This window comes from Aeromonas sp. 25-AL00135, from assembly GCF_054052385.1.
In genome coordinates, this window is record NZ_JBSTYQ010000003.1 from 58,112 (window position 1) to 78,178 (window position 20,067).

Consider the following 20,067-nt stretch of genomic DNA (forward strand, 5'->3'; position numbering starts at 1 on the left):
CGGGCTCCTTACTTGGCCGCAGACTGGCTGACCACCTTGCCGGTGATCGCCTTCATCTCGTCGGCAGAGACAGGTTTTACCACGGCGCCGGGGCGAGCCTTCATCAAGCCTTCGACGATATAGCGCTCACCTGCCTGCAGGCCGCTCTCGATCAGCACGCCGGAGTCGACTGCCGCGCCCAGAGTCACCGGACGGGGCACCACCTTGTTGTCGGCATCGACCACCATCACCATGCGGTCAGCCTGGGACTGGACGATGGCGCGCGGCGGCACCACGATGGCGTTTTTGCGCAGGCCCAGATCGATGGTCATTCGGACAAACTGGCCGGGCAGTAGTACGCCGTCCTTGTTGTCGAAGATGGCACGGGCACGGATGGTGCCGGTCTGGGGATCGACCCGGTTGTCGGAGAAGTTGAGCTTGCCCGCCTCCGGGTAGAGGGAGCCATCGGCCAGACGGATATGGGTGCGCCAGGTGGTGGCATCCTTCGCTTCAATCACCCCTTTCTTTACCGAGTTTTCGAAGTTGAGGCGATCCTGCTCCGAGTAGGAGAAGTTGACGTAGAGCGGATCAAACTGGGTGATGGTAGTGAGCAGGCCGTTGTCGCCGCTGGTGGAGATAAGGCTCCCCTCGGACTGGGAGCTCTTGCTCGCCATGCCGTTGATGGGGGCGGTCACCTGGGTGTAGCTGAGGTTGAGCTCCGCCTCTTTCACCTTGGCCTGAGCGGCCTGATGGCTGGCGATGGCCGCTTCGTAGTTGGCGATGGTGTCGTCATAGTCCTTGCGACTGACCACCTGACGCTTGAAGAGGGGAATGATGCGATCCCGATCGGCACGGGCCTTGTTGAGACGGGCCTGCTCCTGAGCCAGGGTGCCCTTGGCCTGCTCCAGCGCCACCTTGTAGGGCTCAGGGTCAATCAAAAACAGCTCCTGACCGGCGGTAACCGGCTGGCCTTCCACATAAGTGCGCTTGAGCAGGATGCCACTGACCCGGGAGCGCACATCGATCTCGCGAAAACCGGCGGTCTCTCCCACCATCTCGGTGGTGAGCGGCACATCGGTCAGCTTGACCTCGGCGACCACCACAGGGACGGCGGGCATGGTCTGGGCCGTCTGGGTCGTCTCGCCGCCACAGGCGCTCAGACCACTGATCAGCGCCAGGGTCAGCAAGCTGCGTTTGTAAACCTCTCTTCCGGCATTGGGCACCTTCATCATCACACTCCTGTTGGATCGATTTCGGCTGCTGCGTTCAGCATGTTTCTCCATATACATCATTAACTTCATGATTAAAAAAACAACTTCTTTATGATTGGAATGGGAGATGATAGGGCGGCAACCTTGAACACAACCTTCTCAAAGTAGCAATTAGGGTTGCCGATTGACGAAAAAGTCTGACTTTTCCGATATGGGCGGGGGGCTTCGGGGATGTTCATCCCGGGCCCGGGCTCTTCGTAACCGTATCACGCCAGCCACTCCTTGCTGCAAAAAATAAGGTGCCATAAGGCACCTTGTCTGGATGGGTTTTTTACGCCCTTTTATCGCAGGCAACCGCGAGCCGCTTCACAGTTTACGAATTCGTCGCGGCTCATCGGTTAATCTTGCGCCGCATCAGGCGAAGCAGGCCCAGATGGGGGCGTGGTCGGAGGGTTTCTCGATGCCGCGCAGCTCGTAGTCGATACCGGTCTCGGTCACCTTGTCCTTGAGGGCGTCCGAGGCCATGATGAGGTCGATGCGCAGGCCGCGGTTCTCGTCAAAGCCCTTGGAGCGGTAGTCAAACCAGGAGAAACGCTCGCACTCGGTGGGGTTGGCGGCGCGGAAGGTGTCGGTCAGGCCGAACCCTTTCAGTCGCTCCATCCATTCGCGCTCGATGGGCAGGAAGGAGCATTTGCCATCCCGCAGCCAGCGTTTGCGGTTTGCCTCGCCGATGCCGATGTCGAGATCGGTGGGGGAGATATTCATATCCCCGATCAGCACCAGCTGGTCGTCCGGGGTGTGGTTGGTCTCGAGGTAGTGCTGCAGATCCTCGTAGAACTTCTGCTTGGCCGGGAACTTGGTCTCGTGATCCTGACTTTCACCCTGCGGGAAGTAGCCGTTCATCACCTTGATGAGAGAGCCGTCTTCGCGCTCGAAGGTGGCCATGATCATCCGGCGCTGGGCCTCTTCGTCATCGGTGGGGAAGCCTTTCTCCACCTTGACCGGCTTCTGCTTGCTCATGATGGCGACCCCGTAGTGGGCCTTCTGGCCGTGAAACTCCACGTGATAGCCCATGGCCTCCACATCGGCCAGCGGGAAGGCTTCATCGTGCACCTTGATCTCCTGCAGGCCGATCACATCGGGCTGGTGCTTGTCGATGATGGCTTGCAGCTGGTGCAGACGGGCGCGCAGGCCGTTGATATTGAAAGAGATGATCTTCATGTCCGGGATGCTCATGTCATTTTTATAAGTGGCTATTGGACTAGGAATCGGCGGTGGATGCAAGTTTGGCCGCGGGCCTGCATCAGTGACAGGCACCGCGGGGTGGGCAGAGGTGTCAGCGGGTCATCTTTTTGACGAATACCACCACAAACAGCGCCAGCGTAAAGCTGCCGGTAAAGGCTTCAAAAGCGGCGAAGATCCTGGAGAGGCCGACTGGAGTGAAGTCGCCGTACCCTAAAGTGGTGAAGGTGACCACGCTGTAGTAGAGGCATTCGAGCAGGAAGATGGCATTTTGCTCGAGCGGGGCACCGGGCTGGTAGATGAGGTGCTCGCCCTGAAAATGCAGTCCGCAGAAGAAGTAAAAAATGCTGCAGATAAAGATGAGCAGCAACGAGAAGAGCACCACCCGCATCGGGGCCTCGCCATAGCCGCAAAAGAGATCGACCACCCAGGAGGTAAAACGCTGGCTCGACCAGAACGGCAGTTGCAGGCGGCGCATGGTGAGCTCCTGCTGGATATAGTTGCCGGACATGGTGAAGATCCCTTGTGCCTCTGAGGCTTTGCGCAGATCCCGGTAGGTCTCTTCCGCCTCCTTGAACCAGATGCGCGCCTGTTTGGGATCCCGTTCGCGGCGCCCCTTGCGATCCTGCATCACCCGTTTGCCGGTCTGCATGTTGTCGAGCCGGGTGTTGTGCCAGCGGATGCCGAGCAGGTTGACGTCATCGAGGGTAGCGCACTGGAGGTTGGCATCACTGAGATCAGCCTTCATCAGGCTGCCGCCCTTCATGCGCAGGCCGTAGAGGTGACCACCGCGCAGGTTGGCTCGATAGAGGTTGCACTGCTCCAGTAAAAATCCCTGATCGGACTCTTTGTTGACCAGATTGAGACCGGCCAGATTGGCGCGGGCCAGCTGCAGGCCGTGGCAGAGTCCGCCAGCGCGAACGTACTGTTCAAGCGCCTCGGCGCTGTGGGCTTCCTGGTGGGTATGGTGGGGATCATGCCAGTGGCAGAGATCGTGCTCGCCAGCCTCTTCACTGCAGTGGCGGCCATCGGCCACCAGATAACGACACATCGCCATCTTCGTTTCCCTCGCATTGCCGAACTGGTTTCAGCATAGGCGGGGAAAAGGGGGGGCGGCGGCGTCTTAGCTGAACTGGTTGAACTCCTGACGCAGCTTGCGAAAACGCTCCTGCTGTGCCGGGTTGAGGGGGATGCCGTCGAGCACGTCCAGGGTGTCCTTGCACTCGGCACCAAATTCCGGACTCTTGCGGTTTTTCTGCATCAGTTGCAGCAGCACCTGGATCTTGTTGAGAGCCGCACCGGTATTGGCGGGAGCGCGGCGCAGGGCCTCGCGAAAATGGCCGAGGGCCTGCTCCAGCTCGCCGCTCTGATAGGCCTTGATCCCCAGGTCGTTGAGCTGCTGATAGCGCTGACGCCGCTCCAGCACCGTCTTATCATCCCGGGTTGCCTGAATGCAGGTGGTGAGCAGCCGATCTTCGTCCTCCGCCAGCAGCCCTTGCAGGCTTTCGGCATATTCAAACTCGCCGAGCTGGTAGAGGGCAAGGATGGTCTCGCCAAGCAGGGCGGGGGGCATGGTGGCCGGTTCATCGAGCCAGTTCTGGTTGGCGCGATAGAGCATCTTCTTGCCCTTGAGCAGCTCCCCCAGCGCAATCTGCACACGGGCCTGACAGATCTGCTCGAACACCGGGTAGTTGAACTCCGACATCATCAGCGAATCGCGGATGCGCGACAGGGCAGAATTGACCTGCTTTTGCAGGTTGGCGATGTGGTAGCTGTCGTTGCTATTGAGGGCGTAGAGGGTCAGGGTCTGGATATAGGCCCCCAGATAATGGGGCGTGCGATGGATGGAGTTGCGTGACAGGTCGATGAGCGACATCAGCACATCCTTGGCCTGGGCGTAGTCGTGACGCTGCAGGCACACCTCTGCCAGCCGACGGGAGAGTTGCACCGACTGAGGGGAGATATCCACCGCCCGTCTGAGCTCCTGCTGCGCCTGCTCGTCATTGCCAAGGGCCAGCAGGGATTCCGCCAGCCAGAGGTGAGCCTCCACCATCAGCGGGGTATTTTTGAGGGTCGCCTGCAGATGGCTGACCGCCTCTTCGTGGAGCCCCAGGGTGTTGCACGCCTTGCCCAGAGTCAGGCGGGCCCAGCTGTTCTCCTGCCCGGCCAGCAGTTGGCGCATCAGGGAGCGCGCCTCCTGCGCCTGACCCAGCTTGAGGTGGGTATCGGCCTGCAGGCAGCGGCAGTAGTTGGCAAAACGGGGCACCGCATCGGCCCGCTCGGCGCAGGCGGTAATGAGCGCCGCCAGATTGTCATCGGCCAGCGCGGTAAAGACGCTGGCCAGGGCGTTGCGCCGGGCGAGGGCGCGCTTCAAGCGAAACGAGAACTGCTCCTGAGAGAAGGGCTTCATCAGGTATTCGTCGGGTTCGGCTTCCAGCGCGCTCAGTACCATGGCGCGGGAGCTGTCTCCACTGACCATTATCACCACGCTCTGGGGCGGGATCAGGTCTTTGTCGCGCAGGCTCTCGAGCAGCTGGCGGCCATTCTCGCCAACCCCCAGATCGTAATCGATGAGATAGATGTCGAAACTGCCCTTCTGGCAGCGGCGCCGCGCATCCTCGGCGGTATTGGAGTAGGTGATGTTGCTGATCCCCAGATTGAGCAGCATCGCCTTCATCATCACCTGAAACGAGCGCTGCTCATTGACCATCAGAATGCGTTGTGGCTTGGCTGGGCTCTTTTTTTCTGGTTCTTGTTCAGGTGTCTGCATCTGTCTGGGTCGAGGCGCTACGGGCTGATGGGAGAAAGTGTGCCACCAAAGCGCCCGAAGAGGCAATTGGCCAAGTTGTCGATTGCGAACCATCTCCGTTTGTCCGCCTTTTGCCCGCGATGAGTGAAAGAGAAAGGCCCTGTTGCCAGGGCCTTGAACTCACTGTTTTTTCTCTGCCAGATAGGGAGCAAATTGCGGCGTGTACTCGGCCTTGAACCCCTGTTCGGTCTTGATGATGAGATAGACCGCCAGCTGGTGCTGTTTGGCAAATGCCATCCCCGCTTCAGGCCCCATCACCATCAGCGCGGTATCGAGGGCATCGGCCTCCAGCGCGGTCGGGGTGATGACGCTGGCGGAGACCAGCTTGTGGGTGACCGGCTGGCCGGTGGCGGGGTCGATGATATGGGAGTAACGCTGGCCATCCAACTCGTAGTAGTTGCGATAGCTGCCCGCGGTGCTGAGCGCCATGCCGTTGGGGATGACGATATCGGAAAACGCTCCCGGCTGATCGGAGGGTTCGACGATGGCTACTTTCCATGGCGAGCCCTTGCTGTTGTTGCCCTTGCTACGCACCGCACCGGCCACTTCGATCAGGTAGTTGTGTACCCCCTTGCCTTCGAGCAGGGAGGCAATCTCGTCAGAGGCGGCCCCCTCGCCGAGGGTTGAGAGGTCGAGATAGAGATCCGGGATCGTTTTTGCGAGCAGGAAGTGATCACTCTGCGGGGTCAGGGTCAGCTTGTCGATCCCCACCTTGTGGCGGGCGGCGGCGATGGCTGCCTCATCGGGCCGCTTGATCGGCCGTTTGTCCGGGCCAAAGCCCCACAGATTGACCAGAGGCCCCACGGTCACATCCAGCTTGCCGTCGGTCAGCTTACCGGCATCCATCCCCTGCTGGACTATGTTGGCCATGGCGGGCGTGATGGCAAACGGGGTGTTGGCGGGCCCTTGATTGAAACGGGAGATGAGCGAGCCCGGATCGTAGGTGGAGATCTCCTTGTTCATCCGGGCCAGCAGGCTCTCTACGTCGCTTTTGAGGGCGGGCTCCCCACCGGGGTAGCTATCGCTCAGGGTCACCACATAGTAGGTACCCATGGTCTTGCCCTGAATACGGGTCTGGGCAGGCGGGGTGGGCTGGCAGCCGGCCAGCGCCAGCAGCAGGGTCAGCAGCAGGCCGCGCAGGGCCGCCACGGGGGTTATCGCAATCATCTGGCGCTCTCATCTGGAGAAGGTTCATATCGGGGCGCTAGCTTAGCCAAGGGGCGCCCGCCGGGCGAGCCCTGATAGGGGCAATCGGAGGGAAAAGAGCAGAAAAAATTAAACAGTTTTGAACCTGTGGCGGGAGCGGGTCGTAACGTCCATCCGTGAGGGAGAGAGTGGCGAGTAGATCACCGTCTGGTGACCTGGCCCGCAGCTTTGGCCAAAAGCCATAGCCGATTGAAGACAATTGAGTAAAATGAAGGTCGATTTAGACGGCATCTTTGCGAAGCGTTAACCGCATCCGCCAAGTCGTTGCCATCCATTGCCAATCAAAGGAGAAGATGATGAAAAAGGCGATTACCCTGCTGTTTCTGAGTACCCTGGCTGCCCCTGTGCTGGCGGATGAGTGTGCACTGGTCATCGAAGGCAATGATGCCATGCAGTACAACCTCAAAGAGATGAGCGTGCCGGCCACCTGCAAGGAGGTGACGGTCACCCTGAACCACACCGGCAAGCTGCCTGTGACCGCCATGGGTCACAACTGGGTGCTGGCCAGCACCGCCGACTATCAGACCGTGGCAACTGCCGGGATGAGCGCCGGGGCCGAGAACGGTTATCTGCCCAAGGATGATCCCCGTGTGCTGGCTCACACCAAGCTGATCGGCGGCGGCGAGAGCAGCAGCGTCACTTTCAAGACCGACGGTCTGGCGGGCAAGGATCTCACCTTCTTCTGCTCCTTCCCCGGCCACTTTGCCATGATGAAGGGCTCCTTCAAGGTCAACTAAGGTGCTGACCGGCACGAGCCGGTTGCCTCAATAGCAAAAGCCGGGATTTCCCGGCTTTTTCATCTCTGCTGTTTGTGTGTGGCGTGGCATGACTGCACACCGCCGACTTTTGCGCTATTTAGTCTGCAGGGTAAAGAAGGCGATGGCGGTCTTCTTCTGGCATTCGAAGTGAATGCTCTCTTCACCGGTCACCACCAGCGTCTCGTTGATGGCCACCTCTTTGCCCTGCACGGCCAGCTGGCCGCTCAGCAGGTGACAGAGGTAGGTCTTCTCTGGCTCGAGGGTAAGGGTCAGCGGGAAGGGGAGGTTCAGCACCCGCACGTTGGCGCTGATGCGATCCGGATGGTAGATAAGCCCCAGATCGGTCACCTCTTTTTTCAGCAACTCGCAGTGGGTCTCCTCATCGCCGCTAAAGTGCGCTGCCTCGAAGGTGGCGTAGGGGTGACCGTTGAGCACAAAGCCAGCCCCGCTCACCGGCAGCAAAATGCGCTGATAGCCGGGAAAGGGGGAGAAGGGGCCCGCGCTCTTGATGGGGGCCGAGCTCAGTCGATAGTCAAAGTCGAGTTTGGCAAGGCTGCTCCCCTTGGGGGAGATGAGGATCTGGCTGGTAGTGCCCTGCTGGTTTTTCCAGGGCATCTTCTGGTGGTCAGACTCTTTAATCAGGGTGATCACGGGCACTTCCTCACGATAAAAAACGCAGGGAGCCGGGGACATCTGCCCCGGCTCCCTGATAGAGATTGGCGATGTTAAAGGCGATCAGCCCTGACCATCCAGTGCTGCCAGCCGCGCTTCCATGGCGGCGAGACGGCTCTTGAGCTCGTTCACCTCCTGCTCCAGCTCGCTCAGGCGGTCGGCGGCAGGGGAGGCATAGGGCGTGGCGGGGGCTGCATCCATCATCGCCTGAATATCCACTTCGCCGCTGAACAGGTGGGCGTAGCGGGATTCGCGCTTGCCTGGCTCGCGCGGCAGCTTGACCACGTAGGGGCCACGCTCGATGAGCTGGGTCAGCACCGCATCCACCTCGGTAACATCATCGAAGCTACAGAGGCGGTTGGTACGGGAGCGCAGCTCCCCCGGGGTTTGCGGGCCGCGCAGCAGCAGTTCGCAGACGATGCCAAGCTCCTGGGCACTGAATTTCAGCTCGCCAAATTCGGTGTTACAGAATCTGTGCTGATAGCGGGGCACCCGGGCGTTGAAGCCTGCAGTGTTGACCACCAGCCGCTTGCGGATCAGCTCGTCCACCACGGCGCGGATATCGAGCTCGGAGAGCTCCAGCACCGGCTCGCGGTTGCTCTTCTGGTTGCAAGCGTTGACCAGTGCATTAAGGGAGAGGGGATATTGATCCGGGGTGCAGATCTCTTTTTCAATCAGACAGCCGATGACGCGGGCTTCCAGTGGGCCAAGTACTAACTCCATTTCCTACTCCCTTCCAAATCGAGACATCAAGAGCCCCTATCTTAGTCATGGTCCGCGCCGCGTCTAGCGTTGCGCGCCATTTTTGCGAGCTGATCAGGGCGTTGGCGAAAGGCTCGCCAACGCCAGAGGCCTCTGCTTTTTATCGCTGCCCCTGATAGAAGCGCGCCTTATTGGCATACATGGCGTCGTCAGCCACCCGGCTCAGCTCCGCCAGCGGGGTCTGGTCGCTGCTGCTCCAGCCGATGGCAAAACGCAGCGGGAAGCTGTGCTCCCCATGCTGCACGATGGCGTGCTGCTGGCTTGCCTCCAACCTGCCTGCCAGCTGCTGACTGGCGAGGTGATCCGCCTCCGCCAGCAGAACGAACTCGTCGCCGCCGATGCGGAAAATCTTCTCATTCTGACGGCAGAGAGTGCGCAGCTGGCGAGCCATCTGGATCAGCAGGGCGTCGCCTGCCTCGTGCCCATACTGGTCGTTGGTACGCTTGAGGCCGTTGAGATCGAGCATGAAGAGGGCGAGGTGACGCTCCGGATGGCGCGCCAGCACTGCTTGATAGTGGTGGAAGGCCTCTTCGAACGCCTGCCGGTTGGGTAGCCCGGTGAGGTTGTCGGTGCGGGCGACCCGCGCCAGCTCGTCGGTGAAGAGGCGCCCCTCGATGCCCACCGCCAACTGCTTGGCAAACAGCCGCAAGATGGCCCTGTCTTCGGACTCCAACCCTTCTGCGCTCACCATCAGATAGCCAAACAGCACGCCGCTTTGGCTGCCGGGCAGGGTCATGATCTTCCAGAGTGCGTTATCCCACTGGCATTCGGAGTGTTTGACCTCCTCATCCATCAGTTGAGCCAGTTTCTCCTGCAAGGCATCCAGCAAGGGGGCATCGACCCCCTGGGTCAGGGAGTAGTGAGGCTGGCCATCGCGGCGGATCACCAGTCCCCAGCGGTGGCCAGGATAGAGCTGCGAGAGCTGCAGCAGGGCGGAGCTGGCCAGCTCGGCAATATCGATATCCAGCTGCTGATGCAGACCGAACTGCAACCAGGATTGCAGGATATGGCGGCTGCGCTCCTCCCGGCTCAGGGCCGAGCGCAGGGCGGTCGTTTGCGAGGCAACCTCTTGCTCCAGTTCATCGTTGAAGCCGAGCAGCCGCTGGTTGAAGGCCTCTTTCTCGCTATTGGCCTGCTGCAGCTGTTCATTTTGCTGATAGAGCGCCCGCACCTGATCCGAGATGGTGCTGGCCATCTCCTGCAGCAACTGGCGCACCTCGTCGTACTCCACAAAGCGCAGCGGCGCCTGCCGTTGCTGGTAATTGCCCTTGCCATAGCTGCGCACCAGCGCGGCCAGCGATCGCAGCGGTCGGGTGAGCCAGACGCAGCCGATGGCCACCAGCAGCAACATGACAGCGATGCTGACGGTCAGCAACTGCTGGGATTTATTGAGCTCGCTGACCCTGTCATTGCTGTAGCTGTAGAGGGTGATGGTGGGGGTGATCTCCTGCTCCAGCTGGGGCCAGCCAATGGCCAAGGGCTGCGCCATCTTGCTTGGTTCCCTGTCATCCATCGCGTTGGCGCTCTGGTGAGCCCCTTCGTAAAGACGGTTCTCGCCCTGGGAGATCACCAGATATTCGCTCCCCTTGAGATAGGGCTCCAGCAACTGGGCCATCTGCCGCCAGGGGAGAATGGCCATCACGAAGCCGGAAGGAGTCTGCATCACCCCTGCGCGCTGGTGGTTGCGATAGATGGGGGCCACCAGCGCCAGCCCGCCGCTGCGGTTTTGCTCCATGTCGTCGACCAGCACGGGATCATCGACGGGCAGCAGCAGATGCTTGCCCTGTTTTGCCTCGCGCGTCTTGCCCCAGGCCATCAGCTGCGGCATCAGGTCGCTCGACTCGAGGTGGGAGGCCTGGCCATTGATGTACTCCACCACCAACCCCTTGTCATCGATGAGGTAGGCCGAGGTGATCAGGCTGTTGGATTTGACAAAGGTGGCCAGCGCCAGCCGGGCATGGCTGGAGAAGAGAAAGTTGTCGAGGGCCTGATGGAGCACCCGATCCTGGCTGAGCTGATTGAGCTGGGTGCCGATCAGCTCGCTGCGAAAGCGGGCCTCGCGGGTCATGCTGGTGAGGGCCCGCTCCAGCTGCGATTGCTCGCTCTGGGCGATGATCTGGTGCTGGCGGATCAGCAGCACAGTGCTGGCCAGCAGTGCCGGCAGCAGGGCGACGGTGAACAGGATGATGATGAGGGTCGGGCCGAGCCGAAAGGTGCGATGTTTCATGGTGTTTTGACCTGCCGGTACTGCTGATCGGCCAGCTGCTGCATATAACGGGCGGTGTCGGCGGCACTGATCCCCTCTTTAAAGCGCTCGAACCCTTTCTCCATCGCTTGCCAGGCGATGGACATGGCGCTGTCGGAGGGCATGGGGGTACTGAGGGTGAACTGTTCCAGCAGCACTTTTTCCTGAGGCGCGGGACGGCGGCTGATGGCGGTAAAAGCCTGCTGATTGACTGGCAGCAGCGCCCCCTGATGATAGATGAACTGCTGAATATCCTGACGCTGGATAAAGGCCATTAGTGCCTTGATGACGGGTTTCCGATCCTCATCGTCCATCGCCCAGCGGGAAGCTCCCATCACGTAGGCGCCGCTCATGGAGTGCATGGGATGGCTTTGCCAGCGGGGCAGCAGGGCGACACCCAGCTTATCCCCCATGTTCTTCACCAGATCATTGAACGCCCAGTCTCCGTTGATGAGGTAGGCGCTCTTGCCCTCATTGAAGCGGGCGAGGGCGGTGTCATAGTTGCACTCGGGATCGACCCACTGTTCGCTGGCGACGGTGCGGTAGGCCTCCAGTGCCTGCACCATGGCCGGGCTGTCGAGGGTGATGCGCCCTTCGGTCACCGGCGAGCCGCCAAAGGTGTGTAAAAAGGCGGCGAAGTAGTACATGTCGTGATAGGGCCAGCTGACGGGGTAGACCCCCTTGGCCTTGAGGGCCGGGGTGATAGCAGTCAGTTGCTGCCATTGGGTCACCGGAGTCGAGACCAGCGCCTTGTTGTAAAACAGCATCAGATGGTTGCCCTGCATCATGGGCATGCCCCAGCGTTGCCGATCCAGGGTGACATAACGCAAGGCGCTGGCCATCAGCGCGGGGGAAAACCACTCGGCCGGGAGGGGAGCGAGGGTCATCTGGCGATAGAGGCCGATAAAATCGGAGGGGATCAGCATCAGATCGGGCAGCCCCCTGGCCTGAGCTGCCAGCAGGAGATCCGCCTTGATCTTGCCCGGCTCAATCTGGGTGACCCGCACTCTGTGGTTCCCCTCCTGATTGAAGCGGGCGATCACGTCGTCGATCACATAACCGGCTTGCTGGGAGTGCCACAGCTCCAGTTCAGGCTCCTGAGCCTGCAGGGGGTGGCTCAATGCGAACAGGCAAAGCAGCAAGAGATGATAAAAAGATCGTTTTCTGCTCATGTTATCATCACCGTTATTCCCTGAATTCCAAGGGAAAAATGTAACAAACTACCAGCAAGATCGGTAGGCTCGGGTGTCAACTAATTGACTGAAACAACAAAAAGCCCGGCGCGTGGGCCGGGCTGGGGGATAAATTGCTTATCCGCATATTCTTCGAGGCATCTATTGTGGATGTTGTTTGAGGATGTCGTATATCTCCTCTTTCAGTTTGAGTTTCTGTTTTTTCAGATCTCTCACCTCGGCGCTATAGTCGCTGGCGTGATGCTTTTCCAACTTTCTAATCTCCGCATCCAGGTCGTTGTGCAAGTCAAACTTCTTCTGGAAATGGACATCACTGCTCTTCAGTTTCGAGATGAGTTCTCTGTACTCTGGGAACATGTAATGGAGCCTCCTTGGTTTCGTTTGATTGTGCCTGTAAGACCAAAGCTACCCCTTAGTGCCGGGGATAAATGTGATCCTGATCGGATTTGGGGGCAATGATTTGGAGTATTCGGCGGGATATTTATAACTTGTTGAATCAAAACAATATAAGTGATTTATCAATCTGAATGGTGAGCCAAACTGTGCGGCAAGTCACAACTGGGGCAGTGTTGGCGTGAGGGGGCTGGATCAAAAAAGGGGCCGAGTGGCCCCTTTTTATGGATGGAGGCAACATTACTCTTTCTCTTCGCCCGCCTGCTCTTTTTTCTTTTTCTTCTCGGGCAGGGGCTTGCCGTCGCGGTGGATCACCTTGCCCGCCTCAAAGCCAATCTGGGCGGCCAGCTCTTCCAGATCCGCCGACTTGGCCTGATCCCCGATGGCGTAGCGATAGTTGGCGATGGAGAGCTTTTCGGCCACCGGCGTGCCCGGGACGATAGGCTCGCGCCAGCCCTGGCCGATGTGGGCCACCAGGGTGCCGTTCATCAACAGCTCGCCGACGATCTCCTGGGTCGGATTGCCCTTGCCGTAGGTAAGACCCTGGGGGTGCTTCTTGCCGACCAGCGGCTCGTTGCTGGCGGGGATCAGCTTGGTGCGGATCAGCCACTTGGGCTTTTTGGTGTTGCCTACCGCCTTGCCGGTTTGGTACTCGTTGATCTTGATGGTCTTGATCATCTGGGCCATGAAGTCCTTGGTCAGCGCCTTCTGGGCATCGCTGGTTTCATCGATGGCGATGGGGGCCACATACCAGGTCTGGGTGGATTGAGCCTTGGGAGCGGCAGGGGCAGTTTGCGCCATGGCCAGGGGGCTGAGCAGGATGGCAGCCAGCAAGAGTCCTATCTTCTTCATTGTGATTCCGCTTTTGTTTCAACAAGAATTTTGTTTTGCCAGCGACGACTGCGCCAGCGCCAGAACATGGCCAGACCGCGCACCCACTCGTCGCAGGCCAGCGCCAGCCAGATACCGACCAGTCCATAACCCTGCATGATACCGAGGAAATAGGAGAGTGGCACGGCAATTCCCCACATGGATAGCAACGCCATGTAGAGGGGGAAACGGGCATCCCCGGTGGCCCGCAGGGCGTTGATCACCACCAGATTGAAGGTGCGGCCGGGTTCGAGGATAAGGCTGATAAGAAACAGTTGCGCCACCTGAGTGATGATGTCGGCATCATCGGTAAAGAGGCTGATGATGGTACGGCCATTGAGGGCCGCCGCCACGGCGATGACGCAGGTAACTGCCAACCCCAGCTTGAGGCTCTTGAGCAGCTGCTGATAGGCGCGATCGAACTGTCTTGCTCCCGCCAGATGGCCGATGATGATCTCGTTGCCAAGGCCGATGGAGAGGCCAAACAGCAGGATAAACAGGCAGATCTGAAAGAAGTAAGACTGGGTCGCCAGCGCCTTGTCACCCAGCAGTCCGACAAAGGCTGTCACCACCATAAACTGCAGCATCCAGGAGAGGTTCTCCCCTGCCGCTGGCAGGCCGATATGGAGCACCTTGCCCAGCATCTCCCGGCTGGGGTGGACGATATCGCGCACCACCAGGCGAATGCCGGTCTTGCGGGCTACCAGCCACACCAGCAGCACCACGCCGATCAGGCGGCCCGCGACCGTGCTGATGGCGACACCGGCGACGCCAAGCTGGGGCAGGCCGAACCAGCCGTAGAGCAGCAGCAGGTTGCCGACGAAGGTGATGAGGTTGACGATCAGGGTCACATACATCGCCTGACGGGTGTGGCCGTGAGCGCGCAGGGTGGCTGCCAGACAGAGGGCTGCGGCCTCCGGCAACAGGCAGAGACCGATGATCTGCAAGTAAAGCGTCCCGTCGCTCATCAGATTGGCAGGCAGGTTCATCAGCGCCAGCATGGTGCTGGCCCCCGCCATCACGCCGATGGCTGCTACCAGACCGATCAGCAGGTTGAAGCCGATAGCGGTGTGGATCACCACCCGACTCTTCTCCCGATCGCCGGCCCCCAGATACTGGGTGATCACCACGCTGGTACCGATACTGACGAAGCTGAACAATGTGATGGCGAGATCGAACACCTGATTGCCGACCGCCAGCGCCGCCACTCCCTGATAGGAGACATGACCCACCATGAAGGTATTGAGGGCACCCGTCAGAAAGTGCAGGGCGAGATCGATAAAGAGCGGCCAGGTCAGCGCAAAGAGGGTGCCCGGGCCTGCGTGGGATTGAGATTGCATGGCATGTCCAACAGCTGGGAGGGCACGGGGGAGTGCCCTCTGGGGGCGCATTTAACACCAAGGCCAAGGCCGGTGCAATCCTTGTGCAGGATTGCACCTGCCAGGGGCGCAGGCCAAGGGGTCAGGCAGGCGTGGCGCCCGCCTCCTGTTCGCTTGGCAGGGTGAGGCGAGCCGAGTCGGGCAGGGCATCATCCTGCGGCCAATTCGAGCGGATGGCATCTGTGGTGCTCTCCACCACCGCATCATCCTTGAACACCGGCTCGCGGTAGCAGCGGGTCAGGCGTAGCGCCTGATACATATCGGGGCAGAGGATGATCCCCTCATCGCCCACCCGCACGCCTGCCTGCTTTAGCCAGTGGGTCATCTGGCCGTGGCGACCCGCCATCACCATATGGATGCCGCGCCGTTTCAGCTCCTTGTGCAGCTCTCCCACCATGCTCATCACGCTGATGTCCTGATGGGTGAAGCAGGCGACCGCATCGATCACCAGGCACTTGGGGGCTCGGGGATCCTGCACCAGCAGGGCCAGTACCCGCCGCTTGAAATAGGGGGCATTGAAGTAGGTGAGCGGCGAGTTGAAGCGATAGACCAGAATACCCGGGATCGCCTTGGCCTGTTCGTTGTCCCCCAGGGTGCGCACCACCCCCTCGTCATCCATACCAAGCAGCTGGTCGGTGGGACGCATCACATTGCGCAGGAACTGGAACAGCCCCAGCAACACGGCGAGGGTGATCCCGGGGATCACCCCCATGGTGAGCACGCTGATAAAGGTGACCAGCGCCAGCCAGAAGGCGGATCGATCGGAGTGGCGCAGTGCCCAGAGACCGCGAAAATCGGTGAGCGACAGGGAGGCCATCACCAGCACCACCCCGAGGGCGGCGGTGGGTATATATTTGAGCGGCGCCGTCAGATAGAAGGTGATGAGGGCGATCACCGCCGCAGCGATGATGGAGACCAGCTGGCTCTTGCCGCCGTTGGCGTCGTTGACCGCGGTGCGTGAATCCGCGCCGCTGATGGCAAAACCCTGGGAGACCGCGGAGGCGAGGTTCGCCATACCGAGGGCCCGAAACTCCTTGTCCGCGTCGATTTCGTAACCGTTTTTGGCTGCAAAGCTGCGAGCGGTCAGCATCATGGAGACGAAGCTCACCATGGCCAGGTTAAGGGCGGGCAGCACCAGCTCCCGCATCAGACCGGGGGGAAATTCCGGCATCTGGAAGGCGGGCAGGCCGGAGCCCACCGTCCCCAGGGTGGCGATATCAAACTGGCCGAGATTAAAGCCCCACACCAGCGCAGCGGTCACCACCATGGCCACCATGGAGGAGGGCCATGCCGGTTTGTAGCGCTTGGCCAGCAGCAGGGTGAGCAGAGCCACCAGACTCATGGCCAGGGTCGGCAGATGGGTTTGGGTAATATAGGTAGCCCCGCTGGCGATCCGCTCGATGAGGTAACGTTCGCTGAAAGTGAAGCCGAAGATCTTGGAGAGCTGGCCCACCATGATGGTGATGGCCACACCATTGAGCAGCCCCATCAGGATGGGGCGGGAGAGAAAGTCCGCCAGCACCCCCAGCTTGAAGCGGCTGGCAATCAGGCACCAGAAGCCGGTCATGGCGGTCATGGTCATCACCAGTTGCCAGTGACGGGTTGGGTCGCCTGCGGCCAGCGGCGTCACCACGGCGGCGATGACCGCACAGGTGGCGGCATCGGGGCCGACAATCAGCTGGCGGGAGGTACCAAACAGGGCGTAGACCAGCATGGGCAGGATGCAGGAGTAGAGACCGACGATGGCACCTACCCCGGCAAGCTCGGCATAGGCGATGGCGACGGGCAGCGCCACTGCCGCCACCGAGAGTCCGGCGAGAAGATCTGGCATCAACCAGGCGCGCTGGTAATGCAGCAGGGCGGCGAGGCCCGGTAGCCAGCGTTCGAGAGAGAAGAAGTCGCGCATTATTTAACCCATTGAGTTACAACCAGCTTTTACCCTAGTGTGCCCAAGGTTATCGAAAGATTGCAATCAGGTTATGGCCAGTTTACCTGAAGGTCAGGCCAGAGGGTCTGCCACTGCTTCTCCTTGATGCGCTGGGTGAAGATCTGTTTGTCCTGGCGGCATCTGGGGTTGGCACTCACTTGCAACGACCAGTTGATGGCAAAGCCATAGGGGGCAAGCCACTCGAACTCGCCATCTTGGGTCAGGCGCACGCCAATGCAGGTGGGCACCTCGACCCAGTGGCTAAGCGCCTCAAGGCTGCTGGCAAATGGCGCCACCAGCTGGCGAGTGTGCATGCGGGCCTGATTGCGCACCTCCCACTGCTGATCCGGCAGCCGCTTTGCCAGCCAGGCTTCATGCGTCGCCTCGGCCAGCCCTTGCGGATCGGTTTTATCGAGATAGATAAGGTCGATATCGTTGAGCGGGGTAGGCACCGCCTTGTGGTGAAGGTAATCCCAGATGAGATTGCGGATAAAGCCTGCTCCCAGCGCCCAGTCGGGCAGATTGAGCTCGGCCGCGGCTTGCAGGCAGGCCATCCGCTGCGGATCGGCCCGCAGCAGGGCTTCTGTTTTGGCTTGGAATTGCTGTTCGAGGACGGTGTTCAGAGGTTCAGTTGTTGGCATTGCGGCGTAACCAGACATCAATGTAGCGGCAGCTCGGCACTATAGTGAGCCCCTCCGCCTGAGTCCAGTTGAAGAAGGCACGCGCCAGCTGATCGGCAATCCCCTGCACCCGCAGCTCGGGGGGCACGAAGGTGCTGTAGGCGTCGATGGTCTTGGCATCGAGCCGCCGGTAGCGCAGTCTCGACTCTTTCCCCTCCACCATACAGATGAACTGCTGCTGGTTGGCCTGATGGATGATGTCGCTCATGGTGGGCACCTCTGGCATAAAGTTGGGTCTCTCGGCACAACATAACTGTTAGCCAAGGTATAGAACAGATAATGAGAGCCCGTGGTCAATATCATCCCCCTTTGACAGGGGGCACATCGATATCGCGATGCAGATCAAGGTGCCCGATGGTGAGTCGGGCACCGCGTTAGTGTCAGCACAAGAGTGTTGGCAAAGGGGCGGGATCAGACCCAGTCTCGCTCCAGCAGGGTGAGTAACTGCTCACGGTCGGCGTCCTTGCGATTGAACAGCAGGGCACCGTCGTTGATCGCCAGATCGCGGATCTCGGTCAGTAGCGAGCGATCGCTTACCCCAGCCTCGCTCATGGTGCGCGGCAGCTTGACCGCTTGCCACAAGGTGTCGCGCAGGGTGCGAATGGCTGTGATGGTCGCCTCCGCCCGCTGATGGGCCGGGGTGGCAGCAAAGCGCTCTGCCCCCACCAGCGGCAACAGCAGCCGGGCCAACTCGCTATCCACCTCGGGGCGGTTGTAGTCGAGCACGGTCGGCAAAAAGAGGTTCATGCACAGCCCGTGGGGCAGATGGCAGCGGGCTCCCAGACTGTGGCCGAGGGCGTGCACCAGCCCTACCATGGAGTTGGAAAAAGCCATCCCAGCCAGCGTGGAGCCTTCCGCCAGTTGCAGCCGCAGCTGTTTGTTTTGCGGGTCGTGGATTATTTGCGGCAGGGCGCTGGCGATCTTCTCCACTGCCATCAGGGCCAGTGCATCGCTCACCGGGTTCTTGGCGGTACCGATAAAGGCCTCGATGGCGTGGGTCATGGCGTCCATGGCAGTGGCGGCGGTGATATTGAGAGGCAGCCCCTGGGTCAGGCGCGGGTCGAGCACCGCCAGCTGGGGCAGCAGGAAGGGTGAGGTGAAGGGCACCTTGCGCCCGCTCGCCTCATCCTTGATCACTGCAACCAATGTCACTTCTGATCCTGTGCCCGCCGTGGTGGGCACCACCGCCAGCGGCTTGAGGGGACGGGTCAGGCAACCGGCGCCCGAGTAGTCGAGCAGATGATCCCCCCCCATGGAAGTGAGAATGTTGACTGCCTTGGCGGTGTCGATGACCGAGCCGCCCCCCAGCGCCACCAGACTGTCGCAGTCGAGCTCGCGATAGCGTTTGGCGATCCGCTCCACTACGGCAGTGGAAGAGTCGGCCGGGATCTCGTCCCAGATGGCGGCGACCGGCAGCTCCCCCTCGGCCAGCACATTGGCCAGCAGGGTGGCAAGGCCGGTGTCATTGACCCCCTTGTCGGTCAGCAGCAGCGGGCGACGGGCCCCGAGGCTGGCCAGCTCGCTGGCCAGTTGCTCCAGCGCCTGTTCACCGGCCAGCAGTTTGACCGGGCAGAAGAAATCGTAATAGCGGCTCATTTCAAGGCTCCTTGCGCGTTAGCCGGTCACCAGACCCAGATAGATGTTGCAGGCCCGGCCGATCTTGTTGGTCGGGGCGGGATAGTGGCGCAGCAGCGGCCGCGCGATAAAGGCGGGCAGGATCAGGGACTGCAACTGCTCAAGCCCCCGCACCAGATGCATGGCAACGGTCAGGTCTCCCTCCACCAGCAGCCGGTTTTCGCCAAATGCCTGATTGACCCCGAGCCGAAAACTCAGGGCGCGAAAGGCGATATTGGGATGCTTGAAGCGCACCCGTAGCGGATGGATGGTGGCATGAGGGGCGACTGGCGCGCCGGGATACCAGCGGCCACCCTGCTTGTGCATGTTCATGGCGTAGCCGATGCCGCCCACTTCGAGGCGGATTGCCAGCCCGTCCGGCAACGGCGCCAATTCACGGCGTACCGCCTCATCGGTGCGGGCGGCGCGGCAGAGGGTGCGACCCACCACCCAGAGCAGAGTGGTGATCCAGAGGCGGCGACCAAGGGCGGCCGCAGGTTCAAACATCCTTGTTTGCATGGGGATTGGCTCCTGAGATGGCTGACCAGAAGAGGGCGAACGCACTGGCTTGCCAGTAGTCGTCCTCTCCCAGCTCCGGTTGATCGACAAACAGTGATGCGCAGGCGAGGAACTGGCCCTGACACACCTCCAGCAACAGTGGCGCGGGAGCCTGCATCAGCTCGCCGCTGGCCTGCCCCTTTGCCAGCAGAGCAGGCAGAAAGCGCAGGGCATCGTTCAGGATCTGGCTGCGGGCCGGTCTGGCCAGCAGCGGAGAGTGAAAGAAGCCCAGCACGAATTTGAGCTCATTGGGATGCGCGAGCATCCACCCCATCGCCAGCTGCCAGTAGTGGCGGGTCTGGTAGTACAGCGGCAGGGTCGGATCTGCTTCATGGATGGCGCTCCCCATCCGGGTCTTTACATCCTGATAGAGGGCGAGGATCAGCGCCTCCTTGCTCGGAAAGTGGTGGAACAGAGTACCGTTGGCCACCCCGGCCGCCTTGGCGATGCGGGCGGTGGCGGCCCCCTGCAGACCATCTTCGGCGCAGAGGGTGAGGGCGGCATCCAGGATCTGGCGGCGCTTGTCGGTCATGGTTTGTGGCTGCGGGATAGCCTGGTTCATGGTCATC

The 20,067-nt window shown here is 60.7% G+C and carries 19 protein-coding genes; 1 reads left to right on the plus strand and 18 read right to left on the minus strand.

Features of this window, described 5'->3' with window-relative positions:
• Positions 1-8 precede the first annotated feature (8 nt).
• From ACW5XC_RS03140 to ACW5XC_RS03160, 5 genes are all read right to left on the minus strand, one after another.
• Positions 9-1,208, minus strand: coding sequence for an efflux RND transporter periplasmic adaptor subunit (locus tag ACW5XC_RS03140; RefSeq protein WP_042056448.1), 1,200 nt, complete (start codon positions 1,206-1,208; stop codon positions 9-11).
• A gap of 396 nt (positions 1,209-1,604) precedes the next feature.
• Positions 1,605-2,411 (minus strand): exodeoxyribonuclease III, encoded by an 807-nt coding sequence (gene xthA, locus ACW5XC_RS03145; RefSeq protein ID WP_005337776.1) that lies wholly within the window; start codon positions 2,409-2,411, stop codon positions 1,605-1,607.
• 115 nt (positions 2,412-2,526) lie between these two features.
• Positions 2,527-3,489: an ion channel gene (locus ACW5XC_RS03150; protein WP_042056449.1), complete on the minus strand. Its 963-nt coding sequence runs from the start codon at positions 3,487-3,489 to the stop codon at positions 2,527-2,529.
• Positions 3,490-3,555: 66 nt separating this feature from the next.
• On the minus strand, positions 3,556-5,202 hold the full coding sequence (locus ACW5XC_RS03155; RefSeq protein ID WP_042056451.1) for a tetratricopeptide repeat-containing response regulator: 1,647 nt from the start codon (positions 5,200-5,202) through the stop codon (positions 3,556-3,558).
• Between the two features lie 159 nt (positions 5,203-5,361).
• Complete coding sequence (locus ACW5XC_RS03160; RefSeq protein WP_080771419.1) at positions 5,362-6,408, minus strand: FAD:protein FMN transferase; 1,047 nt, start codon at positions 6,406-6,408, stop codon at positions 5,362-5,364.
• A 335-nt stretch (positions 6,409-6,743) separates the two neighbouring features.
• Between ACW5XC_RS03160 and azu the strand changes: the two genes are divergently transcribed.
• A complete protein-coding gene (gene azu, locus ACW5XC_RS03165; RefSeq protein ID WP_005337768.1) occupies positions 6,744-7,184 on the plus strand; it encodes an azurin in 441 nt (146 codons plus the stop codon).
• A 114-nt stretch (positions 7,185-7,298) separates the two neighbouring features.
• Here the strand turns inward: azu and ACW5XC_RS03170 are convergent, their stop codons facing one another.
• The 13 genes from ACW5XC_RS03170 to ACW5XC_RS03230 all read right to left on the minus strand — a co-directional run bounded on the left by ACW5XC_RS03170 (position 7,299) and on the right by ACW5XC_RS03230 (position 20,060).
• A complete protein-coding gene (locus ACW5XC_RS03170; RefSeq protein WP_042056581.1) occupies positions 7,299-7,856 on the minus strand; it encodes a HutD family protein in 558 nt (185 codons plus the stop codon).
• A gap of 84 nt (positions 7,857-7,940) precedes the next feature.
• Complete coding sequence (locus ACW5XC_RS03175; protein ID WP_042056452.1) at positions 7,941-8,600, minus strand: YceH family protein; 660 nt, start codon at positions 8,598-8,600, stop codon at positions 7,941-7,943.
• A gap of 139 nt (positions 8,601-8,739) precedes the next feature.
• On the minus strand, positions 8,740-10,866 hold the full coding sequence (locus tag ACW5XC_RS03180; protein WP_042056453.1) for a GGDEF domain-containing protein: 2,127 nt from the start codon (positions 10,864-10,866) through the stop codon (positions 8,740-8,742).
• Positions 10,863-12,056, minus strand: a complete 1,194-nt coding sequence (locus ACW5XC_RS03185) for a sugar ABC transporter substrate-binding protein (protein WP_042056454.1) — start codon at positions 12,054-12,056, stop codon at positions 10,863-10,865. Before ACW5XC_RS03185 ends, ACW5XC_RS03180 begins: the two co-directional genes overlap by 4 nt.
• A gap of 162 nt (positions 12,057-12,218) precedes the next feature.
• Positions 12,219-12,434, minus strand: a complete 216-nt coding sequence (locus ACW5XC_RS03190; RefSeq protein ID WP_005337763.1) for a YdcH family protein — start codon at positions 12,432-12,434, stop codon at positions 12,219-12,221.
• 276 nt (positions 12,435-12,710) lie between these two features.
• Complete coding sequence (locus tag ACW5XC_RS03195; RefSeq protein ID WP_042056456.1) at positions 12,711-13,322, minus strand: hypothetical protein; 612 nt, start codon at positions 13,320-13,322, stop codon at positions 12,711-12,713.
• Positions 13,319-14,680 carry an MATE family efflux transporter gene (locus tag ACW5XC_RS03200; RefSeq protein ID WP_013723595.1) on the minus strand — a complete coding sequence of 454 codons (1,362 nt, stop codon included), beginning with the start codon at positions 14,678-14,680 and terminating at the stop codon, positions 13,319-13,321. Before ACW5XC_RS03200 ends, ACW5XC_RS03195 begins: the two co-directional genes overlap by 4 nt.
• A gap of 121 nt (positions 14,681-14,801) precedes the next feature.
• A complete protein-coding gene (locus ACW5XC_RS03205; RefSeq protein WP_042056458.1) occupies positions 14,802-16,625 on the minus strand; it encodes a SulP family inorganic anion transporter in 1,824 nt (607 codons plus the stop codon).
• A gap of 71 nt (positions 16,626-16,696) precedes the next feature.
• The gene (locus ACW5XC_RS03210; protein WP_042056459.1) at positions 16,697-17,287 is read right to left on the minus strand and encodes a nucleotidyltransferase family protein; all 591 of its coding nucleotides are present in this window, start codon (positions 17,285-17,287) and stop codon (positions 16,697-16,699) included.
• Positions 17,274-17,534, minus strand: coding sequence for a GNAT family N-acetyltransferase (locus ACW5XC_RS03215; protein ID WP_005337747.1), 261 nt, complete (start codon positions 17,532-17,534; stop codon positions 17,274-17,276). Before ACW5XC_RS03215 ends, ACW5XC_RS03210 begins: the two co-directional genes overlap by 14 nt.
• A gap of 203 nt (positions 17,535-17,737) precedes the next feature.
• Complete coding sequence (locus ACW5XC_RS03220; RefSeq protein ID WP_042056460.1) at positions 17,738-18,922, minus strand: iron-containing alcohol dehydrogenase; 1,185 nt, start codon at positions 18,920-18,922, stop codon at positions 17,738-17,740.
• A gap of 18 nt (positions 18,923-18,940) precedes the next feature.
• On the minus strand, positions 18,941-19,459 hold the full coding sequence (locus ACW5XC_RS03225) for a hypothetical protein (RefSeq protein WP_005361659.1): 519 nt from the start codon (positions 19,457-19,459) through the stop codon (positions 18,941-18,943).
• Positions 19,440-20,060, minus strand: coding sequence for a TetR/AcrR family transcriptional regulator (locus tag ACW5XC_RS03230; RefSeq protein WP_042056583.1), 621 nt, complete (start codon positions 20,058-20,060; stop codon positions 19,440-19,442). The genes ACW5XC_RS03225 and ACW5XC_RS03230 overlap by 20 nt, the downstream gene beginning before the upstream one ends.
• Between the last annotated feature and the right edge of the window lie 7 nt (positions 20,061-20,067).